Source organism: Pseudonocardia sp. T1-2H (assembly GCF_038039215.1).
GTDB lineage: Bacteria > Actinomycetota > Actinomycetes > Mycobacteriales > Pseudonocardiaceae > Pseudonocardia.
The window spans coordinates 6249161-6265504 of sequence record NZ_JBBPCL010000001.1; the positions used below are offsets into that span (position 1 = coordinate 6249161).

The 16344-nt window shown below is 70.4% G+C and carries 10 protein-coding genes and 3 pseudogenes; 3 read left to right on the plus strand and 10 right to left on the minus strand.

Annotated elements, in window-relative coordinates; translation table 11 throughout:
• Nucleotides 1-500: 500 nt before the first annotated feature.
• Nucleotides 501-1196 (plus strand): DUF998 domain-containing protein, encoded by a 696-nt coding sequence (locus WBK50_RS30790; protein ID WP_341338922.1) that lies wholly within the window; start codon nt 501-503, stop codon nt 1194-1196.
• Between the two features lie 277 nt (nt 1197-1473).
• On the opposite strand, the gene nrfD is transcribed toward WBK50_RS30790, so the two are convergent.
• From nrfD to WBK50_RS30835, 8 genes and pseudogenes are all read right to left on the minus strand, one after another.
• On the minus strand, nt 1474-2442 hold the full coding sequence (nrfD, locus tag WBK50_RS30795) for an NrfD/PsrC family molybdoenzyme membrane anchor subunit (protein ID WP_341338923.1): 969 nt from the start codon (nt 2440-2442) through the stop codon (nt 1474-1476).
• Complete coding sequence (locus WBK50_RS30800; RefSeq protein ID WP_341338924.1) at nt 2439-3377, minus strand: 4Fe-4S dicluster domain-containing protein; 939 nt, start codon at nt 3375-3377, stop codon at nt 2439-2441. Before WBK50_RS30800 ends, nrfD begins: the two co-directional genes overlap by 4 nt.
• Entirely contained in the window at nt 3377-6589 is a 3213-nt protein-coding gene (gene fdh, locus WBK50_RS30805) for a formate dehydrogenase (RefSeq protein ID WP_341338925.1), read from the minus strand. The genes WBK50_RS30800 and fdh overlap by 1 nt, the downstream gene beginning before the upstream one ends.
• 250 nt (nt 6590-6839) lie before the next feature.
• On the minus strand, nt 6840-7592 hold the full coding sequence (locus tag WBK50_RS30810; protein ID WP_341338926.1) for an LLM class flavin-dependent oxidoreductase: 753 nt from the start codon (nt 7590-7592) through the stop codon (nt 6840-6842).
• Nucleotides 7593-7595: 3 nt separating this feature from the next.
• Nucleotides 7596-9547: pseudogene (locus WBK50_RS30815) on the minus strand (acetoacetate--CoA ligase).
• 51 nt (nt 9548-9598) lie between these two features.
• Nucleotides 9599-10354: an SDR family NAD(P)-dependent oxidoreductase gene (locus WBK50_RS30825; RefSeq protein ID WP_341338927.1), complete on the minus strand. Its 756-nt coding sequence runs from the start codon at nt 10352-10354 to the stop codon at nt 9599-9601.
• A 43-nt stretch (nt 10355-10397) separates the two neighbouring features.
• Nucleotides 10398-11390 (minus strand): LLM class flavin-dependent oxidoreductase, encoded by a 993-nt coding sequence (locus WBK50_RS30830; RefSeq protein ID WP_341338928.1) that lies wholly within the window; start codon nt 11388-11390, stop codon nt 10398-10400.
• Between the two features lie 44 nt (nt 11391-11434).
• A pseudogene (locus WBK50_RS30835) lies at nt 11435-12965 on the minus strand (acyl-CoA synthetase).
• Between the two features lie 124 nt (nt 12966-13089).
• Here WBK50_RS30835 and WBK50_RS30840 point away from each other — a divergent pair.
• Entirely contained in the window at nt 13090-13707 is a 618-nt protein-coding gene (locus tag WBK50_RS30840; protein ID WP_341338929.1) for a TetR/AcrR family transcriptional regulator, read from the plus strand.
• Between the two features lie 43 nt (nt 13708-13750).
• On the opposite strand, the pseudogene WBK50_RS35510 reads toward WBK50_RS30840, so the two are convergent.
• Nucleotides 13751-13978, minus strand: a pseudogene (locus WBK50_RS35510) (hypothetical protein); the annotation flags it as partial.
• A 209-nt stretch (nt 13979-14187) separates the two neighbouring features.
• Between WBK50_RS35510 and WBK50_RS30845 the strand changes: the two are divergent.
• Nucleotides 14188-14517, plus strand: a complete 330-nt coding sequence (locus WBK50_RS30845; protein ID WP_341338930.1) for a GYD domain-containing protein — start codon at nt 14188-14190, stop codon at nt 14515-14517.
• A 537-nt stretch (nt 14518-15054) separates the two neighbouring features.
• On the opposite strand, the gene WBK50_RS30850 is transcribed toward WBK50_RS30845, so the two are convergent.
• Nucleotides 15055-16308 (minus strand): FAD-dependent monooxygenase, encoded by a 1254-nt coding sequence (locus WBK50_RS30850; RefSeq protein ID WP_341338931.1) that lies wholly within the window; start codon nt 16306-16308, stop codon nt 15055-15057.
• Between the last annotated feature and the right edge of the window lie 36 nt (nt 16309-16344).

Consider the following 16344-nt stretch of genomic DNA (forward strand, 5'->3'; position numbering starts at 1 on the left):
CGACGGCCCCTCCGCCATGTTGTTGCGACCAGGATCCGGCGTGGACCGGACCCTCCACATGATCGACGCAGGCGGTTCGGCTGCACCACTGGTGGCCGCCGGGTGATCGCCCTGCTCGCTCGACCTTCGAGGTCCGGCATGAGTATCTGCGGGGCCGCTGGTCCCAGTCACACCGACTGGCGACAGGGCTGCGCGCCGACGAGCGCCGATCTCCGGCGCCACCGCTGAGGAGCCCTGGGTGCCGGGCTGTCCGTACATCATTCCGGCTGGTCGGCCCGGGGATCTCACCTGGCTGGCGCTTCGTGCGTTCGGCCACGATCCTGGTCACATGACCGGTACCCCGGTTGGCGGTCGCGCCGCCCAGTTCCCGACCACGCCACCGTCACCGCGGTCGTCGTCGGCCCGGGCCCCTGATGCGGCCGACGCCGAGCGGCGGCCCGAGCTTCCGGTCCGTCCCCGGTGCCCGCAGACGGCGGACCGTTTGCGCAGGTTGGGCAGGGGTGGCCGGGGTCTGCTGCTACATCTGGTTCCTGTTCGCTCCTCTGGCCGGGCGACGGCTGAACCCGACCCGGGCGTTCGTCAGCGAGCTGGCGGTGCGTGGTTCACCGCACAGCAGCTGGTTCCGGGCCGCCGACGTCGCCGCCGGCGTCCTGATCGTCGTCCTGGCCGTGGGTGTCTGGGAGTGGCTGGGTCGACCGTCAGGCCGAGGGTTGGCGGGCCCCGCCGGGGTGGGCATGGTCGGCGGGGCGGGGATCGTCGACGGCATCAGTCCCATGACCTGTGCTCCTTCCGCGGACCCGGTCTGTCGGCGGGTCGAACGGTCGGCGCCGCTGCTGGATCAGCTCCCCGACCTGCACACCGTGTCGGGCGTCGTCGGGATGATCGCAGCGGCGGCCGCGATGGTCCTTGTCGGGCACCAGGCCAGGCGCGTGCTGCACCGGAGATGGTTGTGGCCGCTCGGCATGGCCTGCTGCGCGGCGGTGCTGCTGCTCGGTAGCGCGCTGAGCGCGCTGACCCTGTTGGGCGGCCCCGCCGTCGGCGCCGTGGAGCTCGTCCAGCTCTTGATCGTTGCCGGCTGGCTCGGGGTGGTGTCCGCGATGCTGATCCGCTACCCGGCGCGACATCAGATCCTCCCCGGAAGTCGTGCACGGGCCGACCCGGCCACCCTGGGCCCACGGGCCGGTCCACCTCGATGACCGGCCGTTCGGATTGCTGGAGACGGCTTCGCCTGTCCGGCGACCCGGCAGCATGGATGCGGTGACAGGACCCCACGGGCATGCCCGCCCGCGAATCGTCTCGTTGAACGCCCTGTCCCCGCAGTAGGCGGACGGGCCGGGACGGCGGCAGACCATCCGGTGCCGAGCTGCGCCGTTCGCAGCCGGACGTGGATGTCGCGCCCGTGGAACGGCGCCGGGTGCCGGAGGGGGTGCCTCGGGATCCGGCTTGGACGTGCGGAGCCCCCGATCCGCTGCGTCATGCGCCGTCGGCGCGGTCCCGTAGCCGTTCCCGTTGGGGGACCACCGTGTAGGACGGGTCGCGGGAGGACACCATGCCGGCGTCGAACACCCCGAACCGGGTGGCCGCCGATCCCGCGTTGAGCAGCACGCCGGCCGCGATCGACAGCGCCCGGCCGCGCCGTCCCCGCACCAGCCGGCCCACGACGGCGCCCGCCGCCCCCGCGACCGTCGCGGCCCGGGCCGCGCGCAGCAGCGCGCCGGCCCGGCCCCCGGTGTAGGCCTTCCGCGCGTACCCGACGCGGCGCTCCAGCAGCGCCGTGGCTCCCAGCTCCAGCACCGCGCCCGCGACGGCCACGCGCCACGCGGGACGGGTGTCGCCCGCGGCCAGCAGGCCCATGCCGCCGCCGGCAGCCATTGCGCTGCCCGCGAACACGAACGGCAGCTCCCGGAAGCCCTCGTGCCATGCGGGCACGGCCGTGTCGGCGAGCAGGACCGCGGTGTAGGTGGTCATCGCCGGCCCGACCGCGCCGGCCCCGAACCCGGCCAGCCGGCCGATCCCGGGCGCGATCCCGGTCAGCTCCGACGCCGCGGCCAGCCCTGACAGGGTGCCGAACGGCGAGAGGATCCACGATCCCACCGACAGCGGCGACGTCGGCTTGATCACCCGCAGCATGTGCAGGAACCGCTTCGGCCGGCCCAGGTCGTGGATCAGTGCCCCCACGCTGACCAGCGCGCCGCCCAGCGCCGCGAACCGCCCGACGCGCCGCAGCTCCGGGCGGCCGGTGACGTCGGCCAGAGCCGCGAGCGACGCCGACACGCCCGCCGCACCGCCCAGGTAGAGGTAGAGCGGGACGTCGGGGACCTTCCACGTCGGGCTCTTGAGGATCGGCCGGCCGTAGTAGGAGCTGAACTCGGCGTCGGGCACCATCAGCTGCTCGCCGCGGCCGCCCTTGTGGCGCCCCCGTCCGGTGGTCCCGGCCGTCATCCCCGCCCTCCCAGGAATGCCGCCGCCACGGTGCCGGCGACGGTCAGCGCGGCCACCGCCGCGTGCCTCCACATCGAGGGCAGGTCGCGGGTGGTGACGACCGGGTCCGGAGGCAGGCCGTAGACCTCTGGCTCGTCGAGCAGCAGGAAGAACGCGCCGTCGCCGCCCACGCCGTCGTCCGGGTCATGGCCGTAGAGCCGGGCCTCCGGTACGCCACGTTCGTGCAGCTCCTCCAGGCGGGCGGCGGCGCGCTCGCGCAGCCCGTCGAGGGGGCCGAACTGGATCGACTCGGTGGGGCACGCCGTGGCGCACGCCGGCTGCAGGCCGGCGCCGAGGCGGTCCTGGCACATCGTGCACTTGAAGGCGCCCCCGCCGCCCTTGTCCCGGTCCCCCTTGCGCTGGTCGATGACGCCGTACGGGCAGGCGGGGATGCAGTAGCCGCAGCCGTTGCAGATGTCGTCCTGCACCAGCACGGTGCCGTGCTCGGTGCGGATCAGCGCTCCGGTCGGGCAGACGTCGAGGCAGGCGGCGTGGGTGCAGTGCTTGCAGACATCCGACGCCATCAGCCAGCGGACCTCGGTGGCGTCTCCCTCGGAGTCCGCCCCGGGAAGCGCGGGCGACGGCATCCCCAGGTCCACCGTGGCCGACTCGCGCTTGGGCACCTTCTGCTCGATGAACGCCACGTGCCGGTAGGTGCTCGCGCCCAGGCCGCCGGTGTTGTCGTAGCTCATACCGGACAGGTCGAGCAGGTCGGGCTCGTCGTGGTGGCTGCCGTCGGCGGGCAGCGCGTTCCACTCCTTGCACGCCACCTCGCACGCCTTGCAGCCGATGCAGACGCTCGTGTCGGTGAAGAACCCGACGCGCGGCGGGTGCCCGTCGGGGTATCCCGCGTTCCCCGACGGGTCCTCCAGCGGTCCGTACAGCGAGTGGGACATCAGCTCTCCAGGCCGGCACGCCGGCGGTAGTCCGCGAGGTAGGGGACCAGGTCGGGCCCGTGCGGACGCCGGCCGGGGCGGATGTCGCAGGTGGCGGCCTTGGTCTCCATGATGTGGACGTTCGGGTCGAGCGCCACGCTCAGCAGCTCGTTGGCGGCGTCGCCGGTCGAGAGGCCGTTGGAGCCCCAGTGCCAGGGCACGCCGATCTGGTGGACCGTGGCGTCCCCCAGGCGGAGCGGCTTGGCCCGCTCGGTGACCAGGGCCCGGCCCTCGATCGCCGACCGGGCCGTGACGACGTGGCACCATTGCCCGTTCTCCAACCCGCGCAGGGTGGCCAGCTCGGGGGAGATCTCCAGGAACATCTCCGGCATCAGCTCGTTGAGGTGCGGCGTCCAGCGGCTCATGCCGCCCGCGGTGTGGTGTTCGGTGACGCGGAACGTCGTGAACACGAAGGGAAAGACGTGCGCGCCGGGCACCCCTGGTTCGGGGTGGTAGCGGTTCTCCGGCCGCTGGAACTCCTGCCGGGCGGGGTTGGCCCGCTGCCCCGGGTAGAGCGCGTTGGGCACCGGCGACTCCTGCGGCTCGTAGTGGGTCGGCATCGGCCCGTCGAGCAGCCCGGCCGGGGCGTGCAGCCACCCGCGCCCGTCGGCCTGCATGATGAACGGCTCGCTTCCGCCGATGGCCTCCTCGGCGCGCGCCCCCTCCGGCGGGCGGTAGTCCGGGGCGGTGGTGGCCGGGAAGTCCGGGACATCCGGTCCGGTCCACGAATCGCCGTCCCACCAGATCAGCTTCTTGCGCTCGCTCCACGGCCTGCCGTCGGGATCGGCGGAGGCGCGGTTGTAGAGCACGCGACGGTTCATCGGCCACGCCCAGCCCCACTCCGCCGCGATGATGTCCTGCTCGCCGCCGGGTTTGCGGCGCATCGTCCGGTTGACCTCGTCGGCGTACACGCCGGAGTAGATCCAGCAGCCGCAGGAGGTCGACCCGTCGTTCTTCAACGCGGTGTAGCCGCTCACCGCCTTGCCGTCGGCGTCGACGCCGTTGATCTCGCGGAGCACGTCGCCGGCGCTGGGCTCTCCGATGTCGTCGACCATGTAGTCCCAGGTCAGGTCCTGGATCGGCCGGTCGCGCGGATCCGCCGAGCCGGCCAGCCGGGCCTTCATCCGCTTGCCGAGCTCGTAGTAGAACCACAGGTCGCTGCGGCAGTCGCCCGGCGGCTCGACCGCCTTGTGGTGCCACTGCAGCAGCCGCTGGGTGTTGGTGAAGGTGCCGTCCTTCTCACTGTGCGCGGCCGCGGGCAGGAAGAACACCTCGGTGCCGATGTCCTCGGTGCGCATCTCTCCCGTCGCGATCTCCGGGCCGTCCTTCCAGAACGTCGCCGTCTCGATCATGTTCAGGTCGCGGACCACCAGCCACTCCAGCTTCGCGAGCCCCCTGCGCTGCTGGCGCGAGTTGGCCGTGCCGACGGCCGGGTTCTCCCCGATCACGAAGTAGCCCGGCACCTCGCCGTCGGCCTGGGCCATGACGGTCTCGAAGCTGGAGTGGTCGCCGTCGAGGCGGGGCAGGTGGTCGAAGCAGTAGTCGTTCTCCGGCGTGGCCGCGTCGCCGAACCAGGCCTTGAGCAGGCTGATCACGTAGGCGTCCATGTTGCCCCAGTAGCCCTTGTCGCCGGTGTTGGCGGCGATGTAGGTCTCGAGGTCCTGCTCGCGGTGGGCGTGCGGCATCGGGATGTAGCCGGGCAGCATGTCGAACAGCGTGGGGATGTCGGTGGAGCCCTGGATGCTGGCGTGCCCGCGCAGCGCGAGGATGCCGCCCCCGGGCCGTCCGATGTTGCCCAGAAGCATCTGCAGGATCGACGCCGCGCGGATGTACTGCACACCCACGGTGTGGTGGGTCCAGCCCACCGCGTAGGCGAACGCACTGGTGCGCTCGCGGCCCGAGTTGCGCGTCAGCGCCTCTGCGACTCGGGTGAACGTCTCCGGGGAGATGCCGCAGACCTCGTGCACCATCTCCGGGGTGTAGCGGGAGAAATGGCGCTTGAGCACCTGGAACACGCACCGGGGGTCCTGCAGCGTGTCGTCCCGGCGGGGTTCCTGGCCCATCGGGGCACCGCCGGAGCCGGCGATCTGCCCGCGCTCGTGCTCGGGGACCTTCGAGCGGTCGTCGCGGGGGCCGACCGCGGCGCCGACCTCGGTGTCCTCGTACTCCCACGAGCGCACCTCGTAGGTGCCCTTCTCGGGGTCGAACCCGGAGAACAGGCCGTCGAGGTCCTCGGTGTCCCTGAAGTCCTCGCGCAGAATCATCGGGGCGTTCGTGTAGGCGCGGACGTAGTCCTCGAAGTACGCGCCGGTCTCCAGCACATGGTGGATGAGCCCGCCGAGGAACGCGATGTCGGTGCCGGCGCGGATCGGCACGTGCAGGTCGGCCACCGCGGACGTGCGCGTGAACCGCGGGTCGACGTGGATCACCGTGGCGCCGCGCTTCTTGGCCTCCATCACCCACTGGAACCCGACCGGGTGCGCCTCGGCCATGTTCGAGCCCTGGATCACGATGCAGTCCGAGTTGACGAGGTCCTGCTGGTAGTTCGTCGCGCCGCCGCGACCGAAGCTGGTTCCCAGACCGGGAACGGTGGAGCTGTGTCAAATACGGGCCTGGTTCTCGATCTGCACCGCGCCCATCGCCGTGTAGAGCTTCTTCATGAGGTAGTTCTCCTCGTTGTCGAGGGTCGCCCCTCCGAGGCTCGCTATCCCCATGGTCCGGTGCAGGTGCCGGCCCTGGTCGTCCACGTCCTGCCAGGTGTGCTCCCGGGTGGCCAGCACCCGGTCGACGATCATGTCGACTGCCGTGTCGAGGTCGAGGTCCTCCCACTCGGTGCCGTACGGCCTGCGGTACCGGACCTTTGTCTGCCGCGTGGGCGCGGTGAGCAGCGAGAGGGTCGAGGAGCCCTTGGGACACAGCTTCCCGCGGCTGATGGGGGAATCCGGGTCTCCTTCGACGTGGATGACCTTCCCGTCCTTCGCGAAGATCTGCTGCCCGCAGCCGACCGCGCAGAACGGGCAGATCGACTTCGTGACGCTGTCGGCGTCCTGCGTCCGGGCCCGCTTGTCGACCATCCCGCCGTGCGACCGCGACGCGGTGCCACGACCGAGCGGGTCGTCGCCCGACACCTGACGGACCACCGGCCAGCTCTCGATCCAGGCGCGCACTCCCACGCGATTTTCTTCCCCGCGCCCTGGCCCTGCTAAACGCGGACGGCCGAGATCGCTGATCACCCGGGCCCGCCGCCAAGCCCCCCGATTACCCGGACGGGCCCGGGAAACCGCGAAGCGCAATCTGCGCGATGACCTCACTCACGCACGGCAACCAGCTGAAGCCCTCCGTATACAGCAGACGCAAGAGATATTCTGAAACGGACTCTGAACCGGAAATTGGTTTCAGAATGAGCTCGGGGGCCTTGGCGTCTCATGGAAGGAGGGCTCTGACCTTTTCGGGATCCGGCCCCCCTGGTTCGATCAGCACGACGGCGTCGTCGAAGCCGGCCTCCGCGTAGCGCTGGAGCTGCTCGCCGGTGGGCCCGAGGTCGTCCGTTCCGGACAGCCGGACAGCGCACACGATGGCCCGTTGGCCACCGGCGGCCCGGTACCGCTCGTGGGCAGCGATGATCTGGTCGGTCGTGCGGCGGTATCCGGAGGCCAGCCAGCCGTCGAACTCCCGGGCGGCCCGCTCGACGTTGGCACCCCACGAGCCGAGGAGGAGCGGCGGCCCGCCGGTGGCAGTGGCTGCGGGGGCGAGGTCGGCGCGCTCGTCCCGCCCGTGGGCGAGCAGGACCCGCAGCCGCGCCACGTTCTGGTCGAAGGTTCGGAAGCGCGCGAGGTAGTCCCGGTCGAGAGCGGCGTAGTCGGCCTCGGTCGATCCAGGGCTGATGCCGAGGGTCAGGCGGTCACCACACACGGACATCAGCGACAGGATCCGGTGCGCGAGGTCGGCGGGATGATGGAGCGGCACCTGCACGGTGGCCGTTCCCACTTCCACCCCCTCGGTGGCCGTGGCCGCCACCGCAACCGTCACGAACGGGTCCGGGACCAGGGAGCCGCGTCCGATGATCTGGGGTGTCCACAGACTCTCGAAGCCGGCACCCACCAGCCGTCTCGCCCACTCGGCGACCGCGAACGGCCGCGCGTCGGACAGGTGGGCGAGCGTCGCACCCAGGCGCATGGGCTACTCCAGCCGGTCGGCCGCGAACCGCGCGTACCAGCGCAGCGCGTCGGGGTCGTCGACGGAAGCGATGTTCGCAGCCTTCTCCAGCGGCCTGCCGGTCAGCAGCTTCTTGATCGGGACCTCGAGCCGCTTGCCGCTCAGGGTGTGTGGCACGGCGGGCGCCTCGACGATCTCGTCCGGGACATGACGGGGCGTCAGACGGGTCCGTAGCGTGGTGACGATCCGCTGCTTCAGGTCCTCGTCGAGCGCGTGCCCGGGGGCCGGGACGACGAACAGGCCCAGCCAGTACCCGTCGTCGGGCTGGTCGACCCCGACCACCAGGGTCTCGGTGATCTCCGGCATGGTCTCGAGTACGTCGTAGAAGTCGCTGCTGCCCAGCCGCACGCCCTGCCGGTTGAGCGTCGAGTCCGATCGGCCGTGGATGGCGAGGCTGCCGTCGGAGTACAGCGTCACCCAGTCCCCGTGCCGCCAGACGCCGGGCCAGGTCTCGAAGTACGACTCCGTGTAGCGCGCCGCGTCCGGGTCGTTCCACAGGTGCACCGGCATCGACGGCATCGGCTGGGTGACGACGAGGTCCCCCACCGAGTCGACGACCGGACGGCCGCCGGAGTCCCAGGCCGCGCAGTCGACGCCGGCGAGCCGGCCGCCGATGCGCCCCACCCGGACCGGGGCGTACTCGTTGGCGCCGACGAACGCGCCGGAGATGTCGGTGCCGCCGCTGGTCGAGTCGATCCGCACGTCTGGGCCGACGTGCTCCATCACCCAGTGGTAGCCGGCCGAGGGCAGCGCCGAGCCGCTGACCATCACGTGCCGCAGCCGGCTCAGGTCGTGCTCCTGCCGGGGCGACACCCCGGTGTCCGCCGTCGCGGTGACCACGGCGGCGCCGAGCAGCATGACGTCCGCCCGGGTACGGGCCGCGACCTCGAAGACCGCGCCCGCCGGGTGGCCGGGGCTGCCCTCGTACAGCACGATGCTCGCGCCCCGGGTGAGCGCGCCCAGCTGCATGTTCCACAGCGCCCAGCCGGTCGAGGTGAAGGCGAACATCCGCTCGCCCTCGCGCAGCCCGCAGTACAACCCGGACCACATCAGACCCTGCAGCGTCATCCCGCCGTGGCCGTGGACCAGGCCCTTGGGCAGACCCGTGGTGCCCGAGGTGAACAGCACCCACAGCGGGTGGGAGAACTCGACCTGCTCAAACTCGAGCGGCTCCTCCTGCGACAGCAACTCGTCCCACGGGATCGAGCCCTCAGGGTGCGGCCGGTCGAACAGGTACGGCACGTGGACGAAGTGATGCACCGTCGGAAGCTGCTCGCGCAGCTTCGCGACGACGTCGCTGCGGTCGATCTCCTTGCCGTTCCAGTGGTAGCCGTCCGACGCGATGAGCACGCTGGGCTCGAGCTGCGCGAGGCGGCCGATGGTGCCCTCGGCGCCGAAGTCCGGGAGCAGCACGACCACACCGCGCCGACCGCGGCGGCGGCGAGGAGGCCGATCACCGCGTGCTCGGTGTTCGGCAGGTAGGCGCAGACCCGGTCGCCGGGGCGCACGCCCGCCCGACGCAGCCAACCGGCCGCCGCCGCCACCGAGCGGCGCAGGGCGCCCCAGGTGATCTCGCGCGCGGGCGCGCCACCCTCCTGGACGCACACCAGCGCGGTGGCGTCGTCGGCCCCGCGGCGCAACGCGTGCTGCGCCCAGTTCAGCCGCGCCCCGGTGAACCACCGGGTGTGCGGCATCGGGTCAGCCGTGCGCACCTGCGTCCACGGCGCGGAGAACTCGACCCCGAAGTAGTCGACAATGGACAGCCAGAATCGGTCGATGTCCTCCACCGACCACGCCCAGAAGGCATCGTGATCAGGGAACGGCCGCCCCTCGCGCTCTTCCGACCAGTTCAGATACTCGCGCAGGGCGGAGTTCTCGATACGGGCCGCCGTCGGGCTCCAGAGCGTGTCGGTCATCGGCACCGCCTCCCTGTCGACGGGCCCGGCCGGGCGGGCCCGTCGACATCGTCACACGAGGGACGCGGTCAGCCCGCCGTCGAGGACATAGTGGCTGCCGGTGACCCACGACGCCCGGTCGGATGCGAGGAACGCGGCCACCTCGGCGATGTCCTCCGGCGTGCCGAGCCTGCCCTGCTTCATGGCGACGAGGTCGCCGAACGGGACCTGGGTCGCCGCCTCGAAGTCCGGGACGAGCCGTTCGACCATGGCGGTGTCGGCGAAGCCCGGGCAGACCGCGTTGACCCGCACGCCCGTCGGGCGCATCTCCACCGCGGCGACCCGGGTCATCTGGATCAGCGCCGCCTTGGTCGCGCAGTAGGAGCCGAGCAGCGGACTGCCACCGATACCCGCGATCGAGGAGATGTTGACGACGTTGCCCTTCGACTCGATCAAGTGCCCGATCGCCGCCTTCATCGCGACGAACGGACCTCGCACGTTGACCGCGTAGATCTTGTCGAAGCTCTCCGTGGACTGCTGCAGCAGCGGCGAGGAGACCTCGATCCCGGCGTTGTTCACCAGCACGTCGAGGCCGCCGAGGAGGTCGACCGCCTGCTGGATCGCGGCCTGCACCTGGCCCTCGTCCGTGACGTCGCAGTTGGCGACGCCCGCCGCACCGATCTCCTCGGCCGCCTTCTTGGCCGCGTCGGCGTCGATGTCGCTGATCACGACCCGGGCGCCGCGCTGCGTGAACAGCGTCGCGATCGCCTTGCCGATCCCGGCACCGGACCCGGTGACGAAGACCCGCTTACCCTCGAGCTCGGACATCCTCTTCCTCTCACTTCGTTGTGGGACGGGCGGAACCGACTTCTCAGGAGGCCTCGACCTTCGGCATGATGTCGTTCTTGAGCCGCTTGAGGTCGTCGAGCGTCTTCGCCACCGGGACGTCCGCGAACGGCGGCCAGATGAGCGGCATCGTCATCCCGGCCTCCTTGTACGCCTTCAGGCGGTCGGTGATCTGCCGCTCGGAGCCCACCATCAGGTTCGTGGCCTTGCCTGCCGGGCTCTGGTCGACGTCCTCGTCCAGGATCACCGTCCAGAGCATGCTGCTGATCTCGAGGTCGTCGACCTTGCGGGGGCTGTCGAGCTTCTCGAGCTCGCGCTCGATCCCGCCGCGCCACGTCGCGATGTCCTCCGGGGAGTCCTGGATCCCGATCCAGCCCGCGAGGTCGTACTTGCTGACGCGCTTCGCCGCCCGCTCCGGGTCCTTCAGCCCGCTGAAGAAGATCGGCGGTCCCGGCTTCTGCAGCGGCTTCACCCCGAACCCGCACCGCTCGAAGTCCGCGAACTCGCCGTGGTACTCGAAGAGGTCGTTGCCCCAGATGCCCTGCATGATCTCGATCGTCTCGCGCACGTGCTTGTGCCGCTTCGGGAAGATGTGCGAGGCGCTCGAGGCGGCGAACTCCTCGGGCATCCACCCGGACCCGACGCCGACGTTGAGCCGGCCGTTCGAGAGGTGGTCGATGGTGGCCATCTCGGCGGCCAGGACGCCGGGGGCGCGGTACGGCGTGTCGATGATGCTCATGCCGATCCGGACCTTCGACGTCTTCGCCGCGAGCCACGGGATCAGCGGCATCCCCTGGAGCCACTCGCCGCGCGAGGACACCGGCAGGGCCTTGGGCAGGCCCTCCATCATGCCGAACGAGTACTGCAGCTCCTGCCGGTCCGACGCCTCCGGGACGACGATCCGGTCGAGCGTCCACACCGAGTCGAAGTCGAGGTCCTCGGCGAGCGCGGTGAGGTCCTCCAGCTCCTTGACGGTCACCTTGTCGCGGAAGTTCGGCAGGTAGAGAGCGAGCTTCATGATGCGGCCTCCTTGCGGCATGCATGTGGCGAGCGCTGATTCGGTCAGCGGCCCGAGAGTGTGACGCGGATCTCTGTCTTGAGGATCTTACCGATGGTGGAGCGGGGAAGATCAGCCCAGATCTCGATCTGCTTGGGCGCCTTGACGCTGCCGATGCGCTCCTTGACGAACGCGATGAGGTCGTCGACGTCGACCTCGGCGTGAGGTTGGAGTTGGATCACGGCGGTGACCCGTTCGCCCCACTTCTCGTCGGGCAGGCCGATCACCGCGCAGTCGCGGACGGCGTCGTGGGCCATCAGCGCCTGCTCGACCTCGGCGGAGTAGACGTTGAACCCGCCGGTGATCACCATGTCCTTGGCACGGTCCACGATGTACAGGTAACCGTCCTCGTCGAGGTAGCCGATATCACCGGTGTGGTGCCAGCCGTGGGCGGACGTCTCGGCCGTGGCCTCCGGGTTGCGGTAGTAGCCGGCCATCACCAGGGAGCCCCGGACGCAGATCTCCCCGCTCCCCGCGCGGTACGGGCCGGCCCTGCTGGTCGAGGATCGCCACCGTGACCAGCGGCGAGGGCCGGCCCGCGGAGGACAGCCGTGCGGTGTCGATCGTCCCGTCGGGCAGGCGGTGCTCGGCCGGTGACATCGTCGAGATCATCATCGGGGCCTCGGACTGCCCGAAGAGCTGCGCCATCGGCCCGATGCGGTCGAGTGCCTCGGCCAGCCTGGCCGCCGACATCGGCGCCGCGCCGTACCAGAAGCACTGCAGCGACGACAGGTCCGTGCTGTCGAGTGCCGTGTGCCCGAGAACCATGTAGATCAGCGTCGGCGGCAGGAAGGTGTGAGTGACCCGGTGCCGCTCGATCAGCTCCAGGAACCGGCCGACATCGGGCTTGGCCATGATCACGACCTCCCCGCCGCGGGCGAGGATCGGGAAGCACAGCACGCCGGCCGCGTGGGTCAGCGGAGCCTGGGCCAGGTAGATCGGACGCCCTTCGAAGGGATAGCTCATCAGCGTGATCGCCGACATCGCCTCGATGTTGCGATCGGTGAGCATGACCCCCTTGGGGCGCCCGGTGGTGCCACCGGTGCCGACCAGTGCCACCACGTCCTCGGGCTGCGCGGCCTCGGCGGAGGGATCGTCCCGGGCGGCGTCGAGCCAGGGGTGGAAGGCCTGCGCCAGGTCGTCGCCGTTGCCGAGCCGGACGAGCGTGGTCAGCTTCGGGAGCTTCGGGGCGATCGCGGCGACCAGCTCGTCGAAGGCCGGCTGGAAGATCAACGCGGAGCAGTCGAACAGGTCGAGCAGCTCCGCGTTCTCGCCTGCTGCGTTGCGCGGGTTGATCGGGCACCACACCGCGCCCGCCCGGGCGATCCCGAAGACGCACGAGAACGCGGTCGGGTCGTTGGCCGAGAGGATGCCGACCTTGTCCCCGGGCTCGACGCCCGAGCGTCGCAGCGCCCTGGCGATCGCGTGGGAGAGCTCGACGACCTCGCCGTACGACAGCGACGCCCCGTCCAGGGTCAGGCAGGACGCCTCGGGATCCAGGGAGGCACCCTTGTCCAAATAGGAGGTCAGCGACATCGTCGTCTCTCGATCTTCGTCAGCACCAGTGGTGGCAGGCACGACCGTGGCCTGATCTTGGACGGATGTCAAGATTTTCTTGGACGAGTGGTCAGGAAATCCACTCGTTGGGTATCGTCGCCCCATGCCCAGCTCAGCCGCCGTGCGGTTGCAGTCCCGTGTCGACAAGTTCGAGGACCGCCGCCGCGAACTCGCCGACGCGGCGTTGCTGACCCTGGCAGACCTCGGCTACGCGCGCACCAGCCTGCGCACGATCGCGGACAACACGTCGTTCTCCCACGGGCTCCTGCACTACTACTTCGCCGACAAGATCGATCTGATCACCTACTGCGTGCGGCGCTACAAGGCCGCCTGCGTGCAGCGCTACGAGGGCCTCGTCGCCGAGGCGTCCACACCCGACGAGCTCGCCGCAGCCTGCGGGAACGGGCTGGCCGCCACGCTCGCCGACGCCCCGCTCATGCACCGGCTCTGGTACGACCTGCGCTCGCAGTCCCTGTTCGAGGAGGCCTTCCGCGACGACGTCGCCGAGATCGACGGCAGCCTGCAGGACATGATCTGGCGCCTCGTCCGCGCCTACGCCGACCTCACCGGGACCCGGCCGACCTGCTCGCCCTCCGCGGCCTACGCGATGTTCGACGGGCTGTTCCAGCAGGCGCTGCAGCGCCACCTCGCCGGCTCGGCGGCAGCACTCGATGACCTCCGTGCCAGCAGCCGAGACCTGCTGCCCCGGCTCTTCGTCTGACGTACACACGAGACCCTGGCTCAGTCGCCCTGCCTCGACGTCCTCACCGACTGGCGGCGCGGTATTCAAAATAGTCCGGCGACGGATGCACTCTCGCGTCCATTGGCAGCCTCAGGGCGCGACCGTCAAGAGCCATGGTCACGTTTTGATCGGCCCCAGTCCACCGCTTAGCCGATGAACCGTTCAGAGGACACGCGATTCTGTGATCCTGATCAATCGTTAGTACACCCGCATCGAATAGAGCGTGATGGCTCGCGCACAGCAAGACACCATTCCTCCCGAGGTTCGCGCACTCATGTCCCGCTAGCCACGGTCACATTCCCGGAACATCCCTCGCGAACCGGAAGGCCGTAGCCGGTAACGCCGGCCCCGCTCGTCCCGACTGCACCGTCACGAAGTCCAGAAAACGCGCGGCACGCCGCCTCGAAATCCGTGCACACGGCCTGGAACCGCAAGCCCGAGTAGAGAAGGAGAGTTCTCATGCCGTACTACCTCAGCCAGGTCGGCTACACCCCCGAGAGCTGGGCCGCGCAGATCCGCAACCCGCAGGACGTCCGCGAGCGGGTGGGCCGCGCAGCGGACGCCGTCGGTGGCCGGATGGAGAGCGCGTTCTACGCCTTCGGCACCCACGACCTGGTTGCGATCGTCGAGTTCCCCGACGACGCCGCGGTCGCCGCCTGGGCCATCGCCACCGCGGCCGGCGGTGCGCTGCGCTCGATGACGACCACACCACTGATCAGCGTCGACGACGGCCTGAACATCATGCGCAACGCCGCCAAGGTCACCCAGGTCTACCAGCCGCCCAAGTGACCGCAGCACACCGTGGCCGTCCTGGCCGGGCTTCTTCGACGGGCCCGCAGGGCCTAACTGCAACCAGAAGCGAAACCAACTCGACCGAGAACGATCATGCGGTCCAGCGTTGTCGCTGGTAGGTGGTGGAGCCGCCTTGGGGAGTCGAACCCTATACCTACGCATCGCGAGAATTTCCGTCTCCGGGGTCACGACAGGCGTCAATCGCATCAATGCAGTTCAGCGGCTCGTTGCGGCGCATCACCGGCATCGTGAAAACCAGTTGGAGGCCACGAAGGAGGCCACGCGGTCGTTGCTCAGCCGGCCCAGAGCAACGAAACGACTTGGACCTCTCGCTCGCGCTCAAGAATCAGGTAGGTGAGCATCCCGGCGCCCCCGCCGACACGGCAGCTTCCGCGGGGGTGCGTCCGGGTTGGCGAGCTCGTTCACCGACTGGCCGGTCGACGGAGACAATTCGAGGAGGGCGAAGACCTCAACGATGATCAGTTCCTCCACCTTCGACGTCTTCGCCAGCACGAGGCGACCCGAGAACATCGCTCAGCGCTGCTCGTCGGTCCAGACGGTGGCCTTCGGCCTGGCCGACGGAGTGATCGGCGGTCCGGCCGGCGCCCCGGAGTCCGGCACCCCTGCATAGTCGGGGAGCTCGACGCCGTTGATCGCGCGCTCGACCAGCTCCATGAGCGACTCCATGTCGGGCTCCGGGACCGGCTCGGCCTCCGGCCCGGAGACGTCGCGGCTGCGCGCGTGCATCCGGCCGATCTCCTGGTTGGCTTCGACGAACGGGCGCATCCGCGCCTCGTAGCCTGCGAACCCGGCCGCGGGGTCCCACCCGGCGGCAGCGAGCTCTCCGGCCAGCAGGTACGCGCCGACCAGGGCCAGCCCGGTGCCCTGCCCGGACATCGGCGACGAGCTGAACGCCGCGTCCCCGAGCAGCCCCACCCGCCCCTTCGACCAGCGGTCCATCACCACCTGGGCGACCTGGTCGAGGTAGAAGTCCGGGGTGTTGTCGAGGTGGTCGAGGATGCGCGGGGTCAGCCACCCGAAACCGGCCATCCGCTCACGCAGCAGGCGCTTCTGGGCCGCGACGTCGCGGTAGTCGACGTCGAAGTCGGCAGAAGGGAAGGAGAACATGGCCATCGCCCGGGTGGCGTCCTGGATGGGGCGCAGACCCGCCGAACGCCCGGAGTCCTGGTAGTCGATCAGCCAGCGATCCAGCCCGAACTCGTTGGGCACACTGTAGAAGGCCAGCACGAGCCCGAGGTGGCGGACGAACCGCTCGCGCGGCCCGAAGACCATCGCCCTCAAGCCCGAGTGCAGCCCGTCCGCCCCGATCACCAGGTCGAAGTGCCGCCGCTCGCCGCCGGCGAAGAGCACGTCGACGCCGTCCGCGTCCTGGGTGAGCTCGGCGATCCGGTCGCCGAAGACGTACTCGACACCGTCCCGGGTGTCCTCGTGAAGCACCCGGGACAGGGCCCCGCGCAGGATCTCGATCTCCGAGATGTACCCGTCGCCGCCGTCGTCGTCCGCGCGGTAGGTCTCCAGTACGTTCCCGTCCACGTCCACCGTGTACGCGCCGACGGTCTCCGTGCAGGCCGCGCGTACCGCCGCGTCCAGCCCCATACGCCGGATGACCTCCTTGGCCACCCCGCGCGCGTCCACCGCCTGCCCACCGGGACGCAGCCCGGGGGCCCGCTCCACCACGGTCACCTCGGCACCCCGCCGGCGCAACCAATGGGCCAACGCCGGCCCCGCGATGCTCGCCCCCGCCACCAACACCCTGACATCGCTCACCGGTACCCCCTTCGTCGACTCGTCGAGGGAAAGACG

Coding starts and splice junctions, on each gene's coding strand:
- nrfD (WP_341338923.1), bottom strand. CDS start 2,442: ATGACGGCCGGGACCACCGGACGGGGGCGCCACAAGGGCGGCCGCGGC.
- WBK50_RS30800 (WP_341338924.1), bottom strand. CDS start 3,377: ATGTCCCACTCGCTGTACGGACCGCTGGAGGACCCGTCGGGGAACGCG.
- WBK50_RS30810 (WP_341338926.1), bottom strand. CDS start 7,592: ATGCGCCTGGGTGCGACGCTCGCCCACCTGTCCGACGCGCGGCCGTTC.
- WBK50_RS30825 (WP_341338927.1), bottom strand. CDS start 10,354: ATGTCCGAGCTCGAGGGTAAGCGGGTCTTCGTCACCGGGTCCGGTGCC.
- WBK50_RS30830 (WP_341338928.1), bottom strand. CDS start 11,390: ATGAAGCTCGCTCTCTACCTGCCGAACTTCCGCGACAAGGTGACCGTC.
- WBK50_RS30840 (WP_341338929.1), top strand. CDS start 13,090: ATGCCCAGCTCAGCCGCCGTGCGGTTGCAGTCCCGTGTCGACAAGTTC.
- WBK50_RS30845 (WP_341338930.1), top strand. CDS start 14,188: ATGCCGTACTACCTCAGCCAGGTCGGCTACACCCCCGAGAGCTGGGCC.